Source organism: Dehalogenimonas sp. NIT-SK1 (assembly GCF_055384165.1).
In genome coordinates this window covers 1,619,986-1,635,785 of record NZ_AP042352.1, presented here as the reverse complement: position 1 = coordinate 1,635,785, position 15,800 = coordinate 1,619,986, and the positions used below count along the sequence as shown (strand labels likewise).

Annotated in this window: 16 protein-coding genes and 3 tRNA genes; 4 read left to right on the top strand and 15 right to left on the bottom strand. The window is 48.8% G+C overall.

Annotation, left to right across the window (positions count from 1 at the left end; translation table 11 throughout):
• Window positions 1–160: 160 nt before the first annotated feature.
• From ACZ48S_RS08540 to ACZ48S_RS08510, 7 genes are all read right to left on the bottom strand, one after another.
• A complete protein-coding gene (locus ACZ48S_RS08540; RefSeq protein ID WP_464212625.1) occupies window positions 161–1,564 on the bottom strand; it encodes a B12-binding domain-containing radical SAM protein in 1,404 nt (467 codons plus the stop codon).
• Window positions 1,565–1,674: 110 nt separating this feature from the next.
• Window positions 1,675–2,505, bottom strand: a complete 831-nt coding sequence (locus ACZ48S_RS08535; protein WP_464212624.1) for a radical SAM protein — start codon at window positions 2,503–2,505, stop codon at window positions 1,675–1,677.
• Window positions 2,498–2,815: a hypothetical protein gene (locus ACZ48S_RS08530; RefSeq protein WP_464212623.1), complete on the bottom strand. Its 318-nt coding sequence runs from the start codon at window positions 2,813–2,815 to the stop codon at window positions 2,498–2,500. Before ACZ48S_RS08530 ends, ACZ48S_RS08535 begins: the two co-directional genes overlap by 8 nt.
• A gap of 108 nt (window positions 2,816–2,923) precedes the next feature.
• Entirely contained in the window at window positions 2,924–4,384 is a 1,461-nt protein-coding gene (locus ACZ48S_RS08525; protein WP_464212621.1) for a reductive dehalogenase, read from the bottom strand.
• Window positions 4,385–4,876: 492 nt separating this feature from the next.
• Window positions 4,877–4,953, bottom strand: a tRNA-Val gene (locus tag ACZ48S_RS08520).
• Between the two features lie 832 nt (window positions 4,954–5,785).
• Window positions 5,786–5,862, bottom strand: a tRNA-Arg gene (locus tag ACZ48S_RS08515).
• Between the two features lie 14 nt (window positions 5,863–5,876).
• Window positions 5,877–5,962: transfer RNA gene (locus tag ACZ48S_RS08510), tRNA-Leu, on the bottom strand.
• Between the two features lie 69 nt (window positions 5,963–6,031).
• On the opposite strand from ACZ48S_RS08510, the gene ACZ48S_RS08505 reads away from it, so the two are divergent.
• Window positions 6,032–7,255, top strand: coding sequence for an ArsA family ATPase (locus tag ACZ48S_RS08505; protein WP_464212619.1), 1,224 nt, complete (start codon window positions 6,032–6,034; stop codon window positions 7,253–7,255).
• Window positions 7,252–7,479, top strand: coding sequence for a hypothetical protein (locus ACZ48S_RS08500; protein ID WP_464212617.1), 228 nt, complete (start codon window positions 7,252–7,254; stop codon window positions 7,477–7,479). The genes ACZ48S_RS08505 and ACZ48S_RS08500 overlap by 4 nt, the downstream gene beginning before the upstream one ends.
• Before the next feature lie 10 nt (window positions 7,480–7,489).
• Here ACZ48S_RS08500 and dtd read toward each other — a convergent pair whose 3' ends face one another.
• Window positions 7,490–7,951, bottom strand: a complete 462-nt coding sequence (dtd, locus tag ACZ48S_RS08495; RefSeq protein WP_464212615.1) for a D-aminoacyl-tRNA deacylase — start codon at window positions 7,949–7,951, stop codon at window positions 7,490–7,492.
• 237 nt (window positions 7,952–8,188) lie between these two features.
• On the opposite strand from dtd, the gene ACZ48S_RS08490 reads away from it, so the two are divergent.
• Complete coding sequence (locus ACZ48S_RS08490; protein WP_464212613.1) at window positions 8,189–8,440, top strand: hypothetical protein; 252 nt, start codon at window positions 8,189–8,191, stop codon at window positions 8,438–8,440.
• 69 nt (window positions 8,441–8,509) lie between these two features.
• Window positions 8,510–9,697 (top strand): aminoacetone oxidase family FAD-binding enzyme, encoded by a 1,188-nt coding sequence (locus ACZ48S_RS08485; protein WP_464212611.1) that lies wholly within the window; start codon window positions 8,510–8,512, stop codon window positions 9,695–9,697.
• Between the two features lie 67 nt (window positions 9,698–9,764).
• Here ACZ48S_RS08485 and prxU read toward each other — a convergent pair whose 3' ends face one another.
• From prxU to folP, 7 genes are all read right to left on the bottom strand, one after another.
• Window positions 9,765–10,481 carry a thioredoxin-dependent peroxiredoxin gene (gene prxU, locus ACZ48S_RS08480; protein ID WP_464212609.1) on the bottom strand — a complete coding sequence of 239 codons (717 nt, stop codon included), beginning with the start codon at window positions 10,479–10,481 and terminating at the stop codon, window positions 9,765–9,767.
• A 75-nt stretch (window positions 10,482–10,556) separates the two neighbouring features.
• A complete protein-coding gene (locus tag ACZ48S_RS08475; RefSeq protein ID WP_464212607.1) occupies window positions 10,557–11,888 on the bottom strand; it encodes a bifunctional folylpolyglutamate synthase/dihydrofolate synthase in 1,332 nt (443 codons plus the stop codon).
• Window positions 11,889–11,890: 2 nt separating this feature from the next.
• Window positions 11,891–12,667: a head GIN domain-containing protein gene (locus tag ACZ48S_RS08470; RefSeq protein WP_464212605.1), complete on the bottom strand. Its 777-nt coding sequence runs from the start codon at window positions 12,665–12,667 to the stop codon at window positions 11,891–11,893.
• Between the two features lie 110 nt (window positions 12,668–12,777).
• Window positions 12,778–13,419: a GIN domain-containing protein gene (locus tag ACZ48S_RS08465; RefSeq protein WP_464212603.1), complete on the bottom strand. Its 642-nt coding sequence runs from the start codon at window positions 13,417–13,419 to the stop codon at window positions 12,778–12,780.
• Between the two features lie 139 nt (window positions 13,420–13,558).
• Window positions 13,559–14,350: a patatin-like phospholipase family protein gene (locus ACZ48S_RS08460; protein ID WP_464212601.1), complete on the bottom strand. Its 792-nt coding sequence runs from the start codon at window positions 14,348–14,350 to the stop codon at window positions 13,559–13,561.
• Between the two features lie 10 nt (window positions 14,351–14,360).
• Window positions 14,361–14,888 carry a 2-amino-4-hydroxy-6-hydroxymethyldihydropteridine diphosphokinase gene (gene folK / locus ACZ48S_RS08455; protein ID WP_464212599.1) on the bottom strand — a complete coding sequence of 176 codons (528 nt, stop codon included), beginning with the start codon at window positions 14,886–14,888 and terminating at the stop codon, window positions 14,361–14,363.
• Window positions 14,878–15,729 carry a dihydropteroate synthase gene (gene folP / locus ACZ48S_RS08450; RefSeq protein WP_464212597.1) on the bottom strand — a complete coding sequence of 284 codons (852 nt, stop codon included), beginning with the start codon at window positions 15,727–15,729 and terminating at the stop codon, window positions 14,878–14,880. Before folP ends, folK begins: the two co-directional genes overlap by 11 nt.
• Between the last annotated feature and the right edge of the window lie 71 nt (window positions 15,730–15,800).

Genomic DNA, 15,800 nt, shown 5'->3' with positions numbered 1-15,800 from the left:
AGCTCAAGAGATTCAGAGGGAGGCATTTGCCTCCCTCTGAAATTAAGCCGTGAAGCTTAATTCTAAAACGGTTGGAGTGAAAAAGAGGTAACTAGATTTTTTTGGATTAATAGTATTTGAAATGCTGAAAGAATATAGGATGAGGTTAAAATGAATCGCCTTAAGCGGATTTCCCCCTTTTTGACCGATAAAACATTGAATATCTGATTAAATTTCTCAGGTCCTTAAAAAATTGCCGGGGGTTTTTAATGGCCTTCAGGAAATATTTCGGGTTGTGCTTCAGCGTAAACATCAGTCGGCGTTCACCGTAGGTGCTTCTGTATTCTTCTAGAGCTTCATCAATCATGGCCTGAGGGACTTGGCTCAGGTTAACGTCAACCAGGAAGTTCATGTGAAAGTCCACCCAGTCTTCCAGTGATTGAGGTTCAGGAAATATTTTATGCTCTACACAGTAATCAAATAATTCAGTACCTGGATATGGAACGTATTTCATATACATGTATGGCGGGTAACCGAGTTTTTTTAGCATTGTTAGACTCATCTGGAACTCTTCCTCGGTTTCGGTGGGGAATCCATACATGATGAATAATGTCGGCATTATCTTGTGTTTGGTTAACTGCCAGAAGGTGTCCTCCATTTCCTGGACAGAACCCTTATTGAGTAATTCCTGCCTGACTCGCTGGCAACCGGTTTCTATTTCAAGGATCACCGCGGTGCAGCCGCTTTTTGCCATCAAAGCGATATCTTCTTTTTCCAGTCCGCCGCTGACGCGGCAGCTCCAGGTCATTTTGAGCTTTTTGCTTATAACAAGTTCGCAGAATTCCCGGAGTCTCTGGTGATTAAGCGCAAAGTTTTCCCCGGAGAACAGGATGTGATTTACTCCGTACTGGTGATGGAGTTTCTCCATCTGAGACACTATTCGTTCAGCCGACAGGTCACCTATGTACCCCCGATGAAACATCTTGTCATCGCAAAAAGTACAGTTGTAAGGACACCCGCGGCTTACTATCAGGCTTACGTCCCAGTATTTTTTCAGGTCAACTAAATGCCAGGCGGGGTCCGGCAGAAGATCCAAACTGGAAATAAACGGTCTGGGTTCATTGATAACAACTTTGTTTCGCGAATCCCTGAAAGCCAGGCCTTTTATTGAAGTTATATCGGCCTCACTGTCTTCCAGGTAGTTTGCTAACTCTGCCATGGTTTCCTCACCGGCACCGATAATCACATAGTCTATCGTAGACTCTTTCAGTGTTTGTTCCGGTAATGCGCTGGGATGACGGAATCCCCACACAACTTTTGATTCTGGTAATAATTGTTTGTATTGCCTGCCGCGGGTGAGAGAATCAGCTATGTTCGGGCCGGTAGCGACGGAAAAACCGATAATATCGGGTGCGTAATCCACCAGGTCAGCAGGTTGGAGATTGTCGAGATTGCAGTCATGGATTTTAATTTGGTGGCCGGCTTTTTCCAGGTAAGAAGCCATTAACAGTATTTCGTCTGGAAATTTGGTATAACCAGGCTGGGCGCCGAGCGCCCTTGAGGGAATTTCAAGCAGTATTTTCATAATTATTCCGGTTGGATTGATAGTGAAACAAATAGCGAGGTGAGTCCTTAACACCTCGCCAGCCGTGCGAGTTATTACATAACAGTGAGATTATACTATTTTAGGTTTGACTAAACAAAGAGAGATTCAGTTTGTTTCTCACCGTTTCTGACTTGTTCCAAATAGTCATCAACTTCACTTATTTTGGGAAAAGCCGAAAACACCTCATATTTAAGCTGCTCATCACCGCGGAAGAAGATGACTTTATGGAGATGCTTGCTGGCCGCCTTTGCCGCGGCTTCCATTTCTGAGGGAGAAGGCCTGCGCCAGGGATTGTCGCCTGATTTGAAGTAGGGCAGGATGACAAAGCGCATATCAGGGGAGAGGGAGGCCATGAATTGAGCGATGGCTTCAATCTCATCAGTGTCAATGTAGCCGGGGATCAAGACGGATTCTACGAATACTTCCTTGCCGGATTTAAAGATTCTTACCAGGTTATCAAGGATAGGTTTATTGGAAACGCCGGTATATTCCCGGTGCAGTTCATCGGAGAAGGCCTTGATACCCACTTCAATCTTATCCACGTCAGATAGGTCAGGTAAAACCAGGCCGTTGGTAAGCAGCAGGTTATGGGTGCCATATCGCTGGTGCAGCAGCTTGGTGACCGCCGCGAACTGGGGATCCAGGGTAGCTTCCTGGCCCTCGATGATAACGGTATTGAAATCATAATGGTCCAGGATATCGGTCAGTTCCCCAAGGGTAAGGAAGCGCTCCGGCGGTGCGGCATGGCCGTCCGGGTCGTCTATGTGAACGCCGAGGAAGTCCTTGAGCATGGGGGAGTAGATGCGGCGGCGGCAGTAGCAGCCTCCGCAGTCCATGTTGCAGCCCCAGAGGAAGAGGCAGATTTCCTTGAGTTCGGGGGTATAGGCGATGTGGTAGATATTGGTAGGAGTATTATTCATCCTGGTAGACACCCAGTTGTTTGAATTCGTCGATAATAAGGTCGGCGTTATCGTTGAAAGTTACCAGTGGGTGGACGGTAAACTCGGAGAGGCAGTACATGGGAAAGTCAATGAGGTGCTTAATGAGTTCCTCGTGGGAGGAAACATTAAAGATAAGGAAGCCGCCGCCGGCGGTAAAGGAATAAGCGGATTCCAGGATGCCATCGGCCATTTTCTGGTTAATCCATTCCTGGGACTTGCGCAGGAACTCAACCTTGGTCTTGTAATCTTCGGGATAGACGGTTTGTTTACCGGTAGCGTAGTATTTCAAGAGGACACCTCGTTGATATGAGAAATAGTTGAATAGTTCTTATTTATACCCCGGATGCGGGATTACCGCATCCGGGGTATGGTGGCTACGTTACTATATAGGGCTCAATTATTGGTATCTAACAAATATGTCTGATTCAAGTCCGGCAACTAATTGCGGTTCGTCCCACCATGCTTCTTTTTCGCGAGAACCATAACCCATTAAAGGCCCAAGCGTAGCAAAGAAGCCATTAAAGAGGCCTACATTGGCTACTGTCAATTTAACTGCATTGTGAATAATGGCATCGCGGCCTTCATTGAAGGGGCAGAAGGAGTAGCAGGTGTGACAGGTACCGCCCCAAAGCTTGAACTGCATGCGGCAGCCGGCAGCGTCGAGCCAGAATGCCTTAGGGCCAAGAGCATGAGTCATATTGGCGGTTGATTTTCCATTGACATCTGGTGGTTCGTAGGTAGGTTCTTTTTCGAAACTGATCCATCCACCTGGGCAGTTGTCGGCACAGATACCGCAAGTATGGCAGAACTTCCACATTCCGGCGTCAATGGGATTTGTTGGAGCCAGCGGAAAGTCAGTCAAAACGTTTTCGGGATTAATGCGGGGGCCAGAATCCGGTGTCAGGACATAAAGATTCTGGCGGCTTTGTTCGGCGATACCTGTGAGTACACAGGATGCGCCAACATTAAGAGGCATAGTCTGGTGACCAAGTTTTCCGGTTAGCTGATAACCTAGAGTATGCAGAAAGTTACCGACGCCGGCATAAGCCCGATGCATATTGACAGTGCCGTACATATTAGCCTTGCTTATTAAAGAAGGTGCGGTTTTGGTAGCAAAGAGTGATTCTGGAACACCGATAGTGATGGACCACATGTCATGATTAGGAATAACCCATTTTTCATTCATTTCTCCGGTAGGATCTGGTGCTGCGTAACCTTTATCAGCGTTTTCATATACAAAGCGGGCCGTTTTCTTGGTAGTATGGGAACACACAAGTTTATTGCGGTATGTTGAATCTAAGTGTGCATAACCCATATAGGCAGCACCAAAAATTCGTGCAGCTGCGGTCAGTAATTTGGAGTTTTCCTCTGGAGTCCCCTGCCATTTGGGAACCCCAAGTTCTTCTGGAGTCTTTGTGCCTGGATGGGTAAGTCCGCCGAAGTCTGCTTCGACATGAGCTACTCCACGAACTTGACCGTACGCGTCAGCAAAAGCCTGGGTCTTACGGGTGTATCCAGGGCCTCCCTCTGCTATTCTTCTCGCTTTTTCTGCGCTTTGTCCATTACGGGCATCAATCATTTGTTGCCCGTAATAATGATCTTCAATGTTGCTGTTTTGGGCTTGATTGCGTCGGTCAAACCTGCTGACAATATCCCAGTCAATATCAATAGTGGGATCAAGTAAATCTCTCTCTTTGACCCACCATGGTCTAGTATTTACGGCATTAGAAGAACCCATAACCTCGTCAAGGTCATTAAACTGTGGTGTTAATGCAGCTGTGGCCCCGATACCCGCTCCCGCAAAACCGAGTGCTTTCATAAAATCTCTGCGGGAAACAGTAGAATGGAATTTAGCCATCTTCTTCTCCTTAGAATTAATTTTAATACTTTACGGTCTTCCCCGCCGCCATTCTGTCTCTCCAGAAAGGCAATATCATATTAATACTCCTTATAACATTGTTAATATAGGCTTTAGAAGTTATTATAGTGACTAATATTATTAATAACAATATAAAAAAGTAGTTTTAGTCTAAGCATTATGATACCCTTTATTGGGTATCATAATGCTACTAAAGCAGCATATGATATTACTTTAGGCTGTTTACCCAACAATAAATGTCCGTTACATTGGTTCGTTAATAACAGTAGAATAATTGAACGGGTTGGCATGATGGTGAATGATAGTTTATGGGTGCAAGCAGTTATAAATGGGTAGTAGACGATTATAAATAATCAAAATAGTAATAGATAACAGTAATAAATTTCTTCTTTGAAGATTGAATAGAAGAACTAATAATATGGTTAAAAGTTAGGCTGGTTTTGACAATGGAACTTGTCGTCTAAGGACAACTGGTGGGCGGTATAGGACTCGAACCTATGACCCCCTGCGTGTAAAGCAGGTGCTCTAACCAACTGAGCTAACCGCCCCTGTTATCTTGCTATTTTAGACCAAAAGCCTCTCTGCTGTAAAAGATGCTGGTTTTGAAGAGTATCTTGTTGTCGGTCAGAAAGTATTTGCCCTGGTGTCTTGATAAGATAAAGTTGACGACTAAATACCCAAAATTGTTAAAATTTGGTATATACAGCTTTGGACCGTTGAGCCAATCCCCATAAGTGTAACCTTTGCCCCTTGCTCCAGAACGGATTCTATGCTATCATTTGTTCTGTAAATGTTCTATTGGTATAAAGATTATTTGTTTAGATGCCCTTTTGGAAAACGAATCCAATAGTGAATTTATCTTTTTCCTTCGTAACATTAGAGTCGTTTCCTTCGTTTCAACCGTAAAATTCCAATCCCCTGGTGTAATACGTTGATAACTGAGAAATGGTTACTCACAAACCGTCATCCTTGGCGAAAGCCGGGAATCCATAAACTGAAAACTATAAACTCTTAACTACTAACAACTGAAAACTGAGAACTATAAACTAAGAAAACTGAATCTTGTTTGTTATTTGGTGCTTGAAATTTGAGTTTTCCCGCGTCCCCAGTTACGGTATTAGAATTTCCTACCCGCGGATCTGTCATTACCCGCGACAGCGGATGACCCATTCCCCCATAAAACTGAACACTATAAACTGACAACTACGAACTGTTAACCAAAAACATTGAATTATTTGAATATGTTTGAATTGGCAAAACGACTCACGATTAGAGGTAAAAATCCCAAAGCTGGAAAAGAGGAGTCGTTTCTGTGAGGCGGTAACAGGGGTGCAGAAACAAAAACAATTCCGGGATGGTTACTGTGGGGTGCGGAAAGTGTGGCGCGCTTGGCGGGGCTCGAACCCACGACCTCAGCCTCCGCAGGGCTGCGCTCTATCCATCTGAGCTACAAGCGCCCGTAACCTGTAAATGGTGCCGAAGGAGAGATTTGAACTCTCACGCCCTTGCGGACACTACGCCCTGAACGTAGCGCGTCTGCCGTTCCGCCACTTCGGCGTGTTTTGGATTACAGGCAAGTGTCAATTATACTTAGCAGGGTATATACTGTCAATCGGAGGCTTCGGCATGAGAGTCATCCTTTTTACCGGAAAAGGTGGTGTCGGCAAGACCAGTCTGGCCGCGGCCACCGCTGTCCGTGCCGCCGAGCAGGGGCACCGCACCATGGTGCTTTCCACCGATATCGCCCACAGTCTTTCGGATTCGCTGGACCTGCAGCTTGGCAATGAACCCCGCCGGATCCTGCCCAATCTCTGGGGACAGGAGATTGAGATTTACCAGACCATGGAGGATTACTGGGGCACCATCCAGCGTTACATCTCGGCTTTAATGGCCTGGCGCGGCATGGGTGGCGTGGTCGCCGATGAGGTGGCGGTGCTGCCGGGCATGGAAGAGCTGGCCAATCTGCTTTACATTTCCCGCTACCAGAAAGAGGGCAATTATGACCTGGTGGTGGTGGATTCGGCTCCCACCGGCGAAACGCTGCGGCTGCTTTCCTTCCCGGACATGATGCAGTGGTGGATGAACCGCCTGTTCCCCATTCAGCGGCGGGTCGCCTCGGTGATGCGCCCGGTGGTCGGCGCTGTCTCCGACATTCCCCTTCCCGGCAATAACGTGTTGGATGCCGTGGCCGAGCTTTATGCTGAACTGGAGGATGTCCACAAACTGCTGATAGACGGCCAGCGTTCGTCAGTGCGGCTGGTGGTCAATCCTGAAAAAATGGTCATCAAGGAAGCCCAGCGGACGCTGACCTACCTTAATCTGTTCGGATATGCCACCGACGCGGTCATAGTCAACCGCATTCTGCCGGAAGGGCTTCGGGATGATTATTTTACCAACTGGAAAGCCAGTCAGCTAAAATACCGGGAGTATATTGACCAGGCTTTCTCACCGCTGCCGATACTCAACATGCCGCTTTTGGACCAGGAAGTGGTCGGCCTGGAAATGCTGCGGCGCATGGCCCGCGGTGTGTACGGCGATGATGACCCGTCCAAATTATACTACCAGGGGCAGGTACAGGCAGTGGAAAAGACCACTGAGGGCTACATTCTTAAACTGGTGCTGCCTTTCGCCTCAAAAGAACAGATTGACCTGGTGCGCCACCGGGATGAACTAAATGTCAAAGTCGGCAGCTACCGCCGTTCTATTATTTTGCCCCACGTTTTGACCAGGCTGAAGGTTGAAGGTGCCGCTATGAAGGACCATATTTTGAATATCCGCTTTATTGATGACCAGCCGGCGGGCTCGTCGCCGCAGTCATCTAGTAATAAGAGCAAAGGAGGAAAAAGATGAGTGACAGTATGTTTGAAATCTCATTTCAGCCCGGGGAAGACCTGACTATTAAGATCAAGTCGCCGGACATCAAGAAGAAAATGCAGGGTGAAGCCTTCCAGCACCTGGCGGGCGCCAAAAAAGAGATGCTGCTGGCGCTGCGGAGCCTGCTGGATGAGGCTATCGTCAAAACCGACGAAGCCGCCGCACCGGAAGCGGAAAAAACCCACATCAAAGTAGATTAAACGAGACTAGTCAGGACCTTGGTTTTAGCCGGTCAGCGGAGTCCAGCATGATGGTTACCGGGCCGTCATTGACCAGTTCTACCTGCATGTGTGCCTGGAATTGCCCCGTTTCCGTCTTGACGCCATCTCGGCGCACGGCTGCTACCAGTTCATTGAAAAGCCGGTCGGCTTCCTCCGGTGCCGCGGCTCCGGTAAACCCGGGACGCCGACCACGGCGAGTGTCTGCCAGCAGGGTGAACTGGCTTACCAGCAGCGCTTCGCCGCCGATATCCAGCAGTGAAAGATTGAACTTGCCATTGTCATCAGAGAATATGCGCAGGTTGACCAGCTTGCTGGCCAGGTAATCAACATCTGCCTGTGTATCGCCTTCGGCAACGCCGACCAGCACCGCCAGGCCACAACCGATGGTCCCGACAGTTCGGTCATCAACCCTTACCTCAGCTCGGCTGGCCCGTTGCAACAGTGCTTTCATCTTTTTATTGTAGGCTAATAGCCGTGGTTAGGTAAAGCAAGAAAACATAATAAAATAACCCTGGAAAAGGGTATGGACTTCACCCCTCCGGAGGGGTAAAATGGAGGGGTGATGACAACATTAAGGGACAATAAAATATGCTGGTAATCAGCAGCCTGACAATGGGGTGCTGCAGCACTGGCGCATAATAAGCGGCGGTGCTTTTTAATTTCTAGAAGACAGAAGAGGAGGGGTAAAATGCAATCCAGTTTGATCGGCAAAATCGAGAAAGCCACCCGTTACGCCCGGGAACCGGACCGTATTTCCTTTACCGATTTGAGCGTCAAATTCCAGGGTGAGAACGATATTCATAATACCCAGCTTAAAGATGGTCAGTGGCACTGTAATTGCGACTTCTTTGTTACCTGGGGGCGCTGCTGCCACACCATGGCGCTGGAAAAAATTCTCGGCTCCATGCTGCCAGAGGAAGCCCGAATCACCAAGTTTTAGCGCGATTCTTATTTACCCTGGTGTCGGCATGGTCGCTCCCATGTCCGTTCTCAGGTATAATCCTGGGTGATGATTCATGATTTAACCGTTGTTATCGGCGGTGGAGCTGCCGGTATCTGTGCCGCTATTGGTTCTGCCCGAAGCGGTGGTCGGGTGCTGATATGTGAAAAAACCCGTTTTCTGGGCAAGAAAATCCTGGCTACCGGTAACGGCCGTTGCAATCTTCTGAATGATATTCTGGATGAGAACCGATATAATTCCGCCGCCCGGGACTTGGTTCGGTCTGTCTTTGACCGATGCGGTCAGGCAGAAATCTTAGGTTTTTTCCATGACCTGGGGTTGGAAACCTATTCTCAGGACGGCCGGATTTTTCCCCGCACTAATCAGGCAGCCTCGGTCCTTAAGGTCCTGGAACTTGAACTTATGCGGTTGTCTATCCCGGTGGAATATGGTTTTAACTGCGTTGAGGTAGTCAGGAAAGCTGATGAACTGTCGGTTGTATCAGATGCCGGCAAGCGAGTTGCCTGCCGCCGGGTAATCATCGCCGGCGGTGGCCGAACCTATCCGTCTTTCGGTGCTGATGGTGGAGCCTTTGAACTGGCCGGGAAGCTGGGGCACACCATAATAGAGCCGGTACCTTCAGCGGTGCCGCTGGTGGTCAAAGACCGTTTGTGTCATCAGTTGCAGGGGCAGCGGATTTTTGCCGCCGCACGGAGTGTTATTGCCGGCACTTCGGGTGAATCGGTGTCCGGTGAACTCCTGTTCACCAAATACGGGCTATCCGGTACTTGTATTCTGGATATCAGTGAAGAAGTTTCGGTTGCCCTGAATCGCCACCGTACGGAGGCTGAGATAGAAGTTGACCTTGTGCCATTCTTGGATGCGGATGAGATCAAGCGGCGGCTTATTTCACGGCAGAAGATGAATCTGCCGCCGGAAGATATGCTGGCCGGCATTCTGCCCAATAAATTCGGGCTGGCATTGAAGGAACTTCTTGACCGGAGTGATATTGAATCGGTTGTAAGGAGCCTGAAAAAGAGGCGTTTTCAAATTGCCGGCACCCGCGGTTGGAATGAAGCCGAATTCACCGCCGGCGGCGTTGCCGTCAGCGAGGTCGATCCGGGAACTCTGGAGTCTAAAATAGCTGGTGGAGTTTATCTGGCGGGTGAAGTGCTGGATGTTGACGGCTGCCGCGGCGGGTATAATCTCGGCTGGGCCTGGGCATCCGGATTGGTGGCTGGCCGGCAAACAACATAAATAAACAGGGAGACTCTGCTGAGCCTCCCTGTCAATAATTTTGATATTGCTATTTTCCCGAGCGCTACTAGTCAAAGGCTTCTTTGACGTTCCAGACCTTCCAGACGTTGCCCACCAGGTCGGGACCCGGTTTCAGGGTCTGCTTACCCGGTTTCCAGCCTGAAGGTGTAGCTTCGGTGCCCTTGGAATTGCGTACCAGCTGGAATGCCTTGATCTGGCGTATAGACTCCGCCACATTGCGTCCCACCGGCGGCGTCAGTACCTCGAAACCCTGGATGTTGCCGTCTGGGTCGATGATAAAGCGGCCTCTGGTCTCCACGCCGGAATCATCATCGTAGATACCGTACATTTTGCCAATGCTGCCATCCTGATCGGACAGCATGGCGAAGGGGATATCCCGGTTAATCATCTTGGAAAGTTCGTGGTCATTCCACATCTTGTGCACGAAAATACTGTCCACGCTGACTGAGAGGACTTCGACTCCCAGTTCCTGGAGTTCGGAGTGTTTTTCAGCAACTGCTGAAATTTCTGTTGCTCAGACGAAAGTAAAGTCACCGGGATAGAAGCATAATAGTACCCACTTACCCTTATATTCGGAAAGGCTGGTGTTGACAAATTTACCGTTATAAAAGGCTGAGGCTGTAAAATCAGGGGCTGCTTTGCCTACTTTAACCATGGATTGTTTCGCCTCCTTTATTGGTGTTGCATCTGCTGCAGCGCCGGTATCAGCGGCTGGTTTTTTTATTGGGGGTCTTTGGCACCCGGGTTTGAAATCTTCGGGCATAAAACACCTCCTTTAACTTATTGAACTATATTATACTTGGTATTTCAGGTGAAAGATAGGGAAAAATATTGTTCGTCAGCTTGTTTGTTTGAAAAACTTCAGGGCTTCCCCGACTATAAACAGGGAGCCGGTCACGCACAGTAGTCCGCTGTCACCAGCCAGTTCCATTCCGGTCTTGAGCGCAACGGCAACGTCCGAGGCTGTCAAGACGGTTTTACCATATTTTATGAAGGCGTTGTTGATGAGACTGGTGTCCATTGACCGCGGGTGTTTGGCGTTGGCGGCAATGATGTTATCGAATATCGGTGATAATATAGCCGCCATGGACATGATGTCCTTATCTTCTGATGCCCCGATCACCAGAACTGCCGGTTGCCGTCGTTCTGGCAGAAAGCTGCTGACCGCTTCAGCCAACGCCCGCATGGCTGCTGGATTGTGGGCGCCGTCCAGGATGGTCAGAGGTTGATCTCGTATGATTTGGAATCGTCCCGGCCAGCGAGTGGACCCTAGTCCGGTTTCAATGTCGGTTTCTGATATTTGAACACCCCGTGCTGCCAGTGTTTCCAGGGCGGTGATTGCCGTAGCGGCGTTGGTGAGTTGGTAGCTGCCTAATAGCGGCAGGGCGATATCATAATCACCTGATCTGCCTTTAAAACTGAATAGCTGCCGGTTTTTTTCAAAGCGGGCGTCGGATATGGAAACCGGGTCTGACTTGTGCAGTGGTGCCTTGAGTTGTCGACAGCGCTCTTTTATCGCTGCCATGGCCTCATCAGCCTGTGGCGCGGTTACTACAGCCACACCCGGCTTGATGATACCTGCTTTTTCCGCGGCAATTTCGGCCAGGGTATCACCCAGGGTTTCGGTATGCTCCAGGTTGATGGGGGTGATGACCGCCAGTTCCGACCTGACTACATTGGTGGCGTCCAGTCGTCCTCCCAGCCCGACTTCGATAACCTGCCATTCAGCACGGTGCTGCGTGAAGAACTCAAACGCGACGGCGGTCATTATCTCAAAGGTGGTTAGTTTGCCGTAGCGGTCTTCGGTATTGACGTGCTCCACCTGGGGCTTCAATCTGGTGATAATGGAGGTCAGTTCCGCCGGGCTGATATCCTGCCTGTTGATTCGGAAGCGCTCTGTTAGTTCTACCAAGTGAGGGGAGGTGTATAATGCGGTTCTGAACCCGGCTTGCATCAGCACAGCCTGTATCATGGCGGCGGTGGAACCTTTACCCTTGCTACCGGCAATGTGAATAGTTTTAGCTTTCAGGTGGGGGTTGTCCAGTTGCTCCAGCAGCAGCACCACCCGCCGCAGGTCGAACCTTGAGGGGTCCCGTGTCCGGGCGGTAGTTTCATAATCAATGAAGTTGTAAAGCCAGTCAACTGCGCTTTGGAATTCGAATGAACTCATTTTCAGTCCTGGTTGATTGACGACCCGCTGCTTACATTGACGTCTCCCAGCGTCGGATTGCCGTAATAACGTAAGGATGAGGCGCCGGAAAGCTGGACATCCAGTTTGCCGGAGGCATAAATGGTGCCCGAGGTGGCGCCGGATAGATTTACTTCGGCATTGGTGGCACTGAAGTCCCGCAGCTCAATGCTGGAGGCACCGGATCCGGTAAGCTCCATTATTCCGCTTTGCCCTGTCAGTTCCGCCGAAGAGGCGCCGCTGATGTTGAAATGCGTGTCTCCGGCGTTTAAATTGCCGTTCAACTTGGAAGCCCCGGAAATTACCATCTGGGTATTACCGGAATTAACATCCGCCAGTTCAATACTGCTGGCTCCTGAGGCATTGAGTTCAAGGGAGTGGCTAAAATTAAAGCCGCTGATTTTGCCGGTTGAAGCCCCAGAGATATTTACGCTGAACAGGTCCGGCATGGTAATTTTCGCCTCTAGAGAGGCAAAAGAATAGCTGCCAGGGCGCAGTTGTATCCACAGTGTATCTCCGCTGCGTTTAAGGTCCAGGTATTCAAACAGGTTTTCGTTGGTGGTTACGCTCACGCTGAATTCTTCCGACCTGGTAATGTCCACCTCAAAAGCGGAAGCAACATTTACCCGGGTGAAGCCAGAAAATTCAAAGCTTTGTGTTTCCTCCGGCCCTCGTCCTACTATGGCACCCAAGGGGAAACATCCGGTTGCTGTGACTAAAAGGGTTAGTATGACCAGCAGGCCTACCCATTTTTTTATCATTAACGGCCTCCTCAGTTCCAATATAAACTAAAAGACCTCTCTATTGTACTATACAGATCACGAGTTTTATTCTATTCTTTCAGTCAGTATTAGGAAATACGCCTAATATTTTATTTGCGGTTGAGGCTGGAAGCGCCGGTGACTTTGATATCCCCCATCACCGGAGCCCCTTTCCAACGCAGACTGGAAGCTCCTGCTATGTCCGCATCCAGTTTGCCGTTTATTTCCAGGGTTAAACTTGAAGCACCATGGAGTTTTACTTTGGTATCTCCGGCCGTGAATTTTTCCAGACTGGCATGTGACGTGCCGGTAAGCTCAATATCGGCAATATCAGCATGGCCGGAAAGCTCAAAAAATGAAGCTGCCCCTCCGTCTAACTTGATGCTTCGGCAATCTACATCTCCATTCAATTTACTGGCTCCGGCGAGTACGGCATGAAAGCATTCGACTTCTTTGAAGCCTTTGATTTTACCTCGGGTACCGGCGGCTAGTTCGAGGTATTTAAGTTCCGGCATTGTGATAATCAGTTTTGGGGCGGCTACTTGTTTGAACAGGAGTCCGATATGTCCCAGCCTGGTTTCAAATTTAGCTTTCAGCATATCACCAGCCAGGATTACTTTTACTTCTTCAATGATTTCAGCGTCCGCTTCGATATTTACACTGAAATCATCGCCTTGATTAACTTCAACCTTCATGGCATTGCGGGCTTCTATCCCGGTAAAACCGCTTATATCAAATTGTTTTATAGTCATCAGTGCCTCATTTCATCTTATATTTTCTGCGCACGAAAATTATAACACTGATGCCAATCAGTGTGACTTTAGCAACTGCTGCTTATGCTTATAACGCCCGTCGTGAAGACTTGTTAGCGCAGCCCGGATATTTTGTTGTTCAGACGCCCATACTCTTCAATAGCCGCTTGATATGCGGAACGGCATCAGTTGCCGAGAGTTGACCGCGCAATATAGCTTCCGAAGCCTGGTTGAAATCCGCCAGGTGGATCCCAGTCATATTCGGCTCAATAGCTACATCTGCTTCTACCAGTCCGTCATTAGCCAGATGGGCGGAGGCGATATAGATAACCTGGCTCAGTACATGCATTATATTGGGAGAATGTTCGGGTGAATCTATGGCCAGATGTTTTAATACGTTCACTGCTATTATTTTGTCAGCCCCCAGTTTTCTGCAAGGGGTTACCGGCAATGGATCTACTATACCGCCATCAACTAAATATTGCCGCCGCAGTTTAGAGACTTTGAAGACCAGTGGCAGCGACATACTAGCCAATACCGCGTCAAGCACTTTTCCGCTGGTGAAGACTACTTCTTTTCCAGTGAACAAGTCGGTAGCAATGCAAGCAAATCGTTTTTCAAGTTCGCTGAAGTCAGGATCTCCGATAAGATTTTTAAGTTTTTTCTTGATGCGTCGGGCGCCGAATATGCCGCTTGTCTGTAAAGGGTTGATATCAATCAATGGTGCTAGTTTACCCCAGCTTAGGTCGGTTGCCTCAGCTTTAATTTCTGCCGCGGATAATCCACGGGCAAAGGCAGCGCCGACTATAGCTCCCATACTGGTGCCGGCAACCATATCAATTTGTATTCCTTCTTGCTCCAGTACCTCAATAACACCGACATGGGCCAACCCCCTGGCTGCTCCTCCGGAAAGAGCCAGGCCTAATTTCATATGTATTGCCTCATGAAAAATCCTCGCGGAATAAAGTGATTCCCTCCAATTTACCTAGAGAAGCCAGTGCTTCAGATATTGTTTTCCGACTGCCGGGAAGTCTCATTTTCGGCGCCAGGTCAGCCAGCGGTTTGAGTACAAAAGCTCGCCGGCTGAGGCGGGGATGAGGGATAATCAATGCTTGGGTGTTTATTTTACGGTCGCTGTAAAGAAGAATGTCTATATCAATTATGCGGGGTTGGTCGGACCCAGCTTTGCCGCGGCCGATTACCTGTTCAGCGCCTTTCAAGAATTTTAGAAGGTCAGCCGGTGCTATATGTGTCTGTGCTTCAATCACCATATTAAGAAATTTGGGTTGTGTCGGTACATCTTGTGGTTCGGTTTCGTAAATTGGTGAACACCTTGTTATTTTAAGCGGCCGGCCTAAAATACTAATAGTACGGCTGAGGTTGCCCAGGCGGTCCCCCAAGTTGGAGCCTAAACCCAGATATATGGTAACCGCTGAAGTCAGTTCAAGTTGATTTTCATCAGTCATCATGCCAGCCCCTAGCTACAGCATCACTCATCCTGGCTAGCTGAGCCGTTGCGTCCACGTCATGCACCCGGAGTATATCGGCTCCATTAAAAATGGCGATGGCATTGGCAGCGGCTGTTCCCATCAAACGTTCCTCAACGGGGGCATCTCCTAATACCTTACCGATGGTGGATTTACGGGAAGCACCGAAGAGAATAGGTTTGCCCATTTCTTTCAATTCGTTCAACCGTCGCAATAGTTCCAAGTTCTGGCTTACGGTTTTACCGAAGCCAAAACCGGGGTCAATTAATATATTTTCCGGTGGAATTCCGACGGATTCCGCTTGATTAACAGCCATATTCAGGCTTCCAAAAATGGCGGGCATTATTCGGGTCACCGGCCTGTCACGCTGACTTGAGGTCAGGATAATCGGGATTCCTGAACGGGCTGCTACTTCAGCCATTCTTATATCTCGCTTGAGACCCCAGACATCGTTGAGCAGGTCTGCTCCGGCTTTAACTGCAGCTTCGGCCACCTCTGCTTTATAAGTATCGACACTAACAATAATACCGAGTTCACTTTTTATCCTTTCGATGACTGGTATAACCCGTCTAATCTCTTCATCAGCGGTAACTTCAGCAGCTCCGGGCCGGGTAGACTCTCCGCCGATATCAATAATATCAGCCCCTTCAGCCGCCATCTGCAGTGCCTGGTTTACTGCCGCCCCAATATCTCTTCCCACGCCGTCACCGGAGAAAGAATCGGGCGTGACATTGAGGATTCCCATGATAAAAGTCTGTGTTCCCCAGTGGAACGTCTTTTGCCCTATAAAGGTTGGTTTCAGGTTGCGTTTAATGTTATCCATTTAAGATATTTATCTTAACACAGCATTGCGACATATCAATACTTTTAAAACGAGCATATCCCCGTTTCATT